Below are 1,233 nucleotides of genomic sequence, written 5' to 3' on the forward strand. Positions count from 1 at the left end.
CCACCCACCCCTGTGACCCCGGACACGATCCCGGCGTGACCCCGGAAGCGGCCCCGGAGGCGGCCCCGGACTGGCTCGGACCGAGAGGGGACAGCTGTGGCAGACGACGGCAGGCGGCGCAGGGCGTTCATCGGGTCGTTCACGGCGGCGGGGGGCCCGGGCGTCGTCACGGCCGCCGTCCACCCGCACACCGGCGCGCTGGCGGTGCTCGCGAGCGTCGACGCCGTCCCCGACCCGTCGTACCTCGCCCTCTCCTCCGACGGCGACACGCTGTACGCCGTCAGCGAGACCACCGACGGTGCGGTGGCCGCGTACCGCGTCGAGAGCGACAAGCCGCGGCTCGCCGGTCCGCCGGTGCCGGTCGGCGGCAGCGGGCCCACGCACCTCAGCCTGCACGCCGGACACGTCCTCACCGCCAACTACGGCTCCGGCAGCGTCACCGCCGTGCCCCTGCGGGCGGACGGCACCCTGGCCCCCATCCCGTCCGGCCGGCTCCAGCACACCGGATCCGGCCCGCACGAGCGCCGCCAGCGCGGCCCGCACGCCCACCACGTCCAGCCCGATCCCAGCGGCCGCTGGGCCGTCAGCGTCGACCTCGGTACGGACTCGGTACGGGTGTGCGCCCTGGACCGGGGCACGCTCGCGCTGCACCGCGAGATCGCCCTGCGCCCCGGCTCCGGCCCCCGCCACCTGGCCTTCCACCCGGGCGGTGGGTACGCCTACGTCGTCAACGAACTCACCCCGACCGTCACCGTGTGCCGCTGGGACGCCGCGAGCGGATCCCTGAAGCCGCTGACCGAGACACCGGTCCTGCCCGGCGCTCCGGCCGGCGACGCCTACCCCTCCGGCATCGTCGCCTCACCCGACGGCCGCTTCGTGTGGACCGCGACCCGCGGCGAGGACGTCCTTTCCGTGTTCGCCGTCGAGGGGGAGGGGCTGCGGCTGACCGGAACGGTGCCCTGCGGCGGCCACTGGCCGCGCGCCCTCGCGGAGTCCGGCGGCTTCCTCTACACGGCCAACGAGCGCTCCGGCGAGGTGACCTGGTTCGCGATCGAACCGGAGACCGGGATGCCGCGCTACGACGGCGCGGTGGCCGTGCCCGCGGCCTCCTGCGTGGTATTCGGCTGAGCCCGCCGCCGACCGGCCGCGGATCCCCCGCGCACGGGGGGGGGGGGCCCCCCCGCCCCCGCGGGGGGCCGGCGCCGCACCCGGGCGCGGGGGGGGGGCCGGGCC

1 protein-coding gene is annotated in these 1,233 nt (G+C 77.5%); it reads left to right on the forward strand.

The annotated features are described in order from the left end of the window. Nucleotides 1-96 precede the first annotated feature (96 nt). The gene (locus ACFW2E_RS36745; protein WP_384473331.1) at nt 97-1,128 is read left to right on the forward strand and encodes a lactonase family protein; all 1,032 of its coding nucleotides are present in this window, start codon (nt 97-99) and stop codon (nt 1,126-1,128) included. Nucleotides 1,129-1,233 lie beyond the last annotated feature (105 nt).

Source organism: Streptomyces sp. NPDC058964, from assembly GCF_042741275.1.
Classification (GTDB): domain Bacteria; phylum Actinomycetota; class Actinomycetes; order Streptomycetales; family Streptomycetaceae; genus Streptomyces.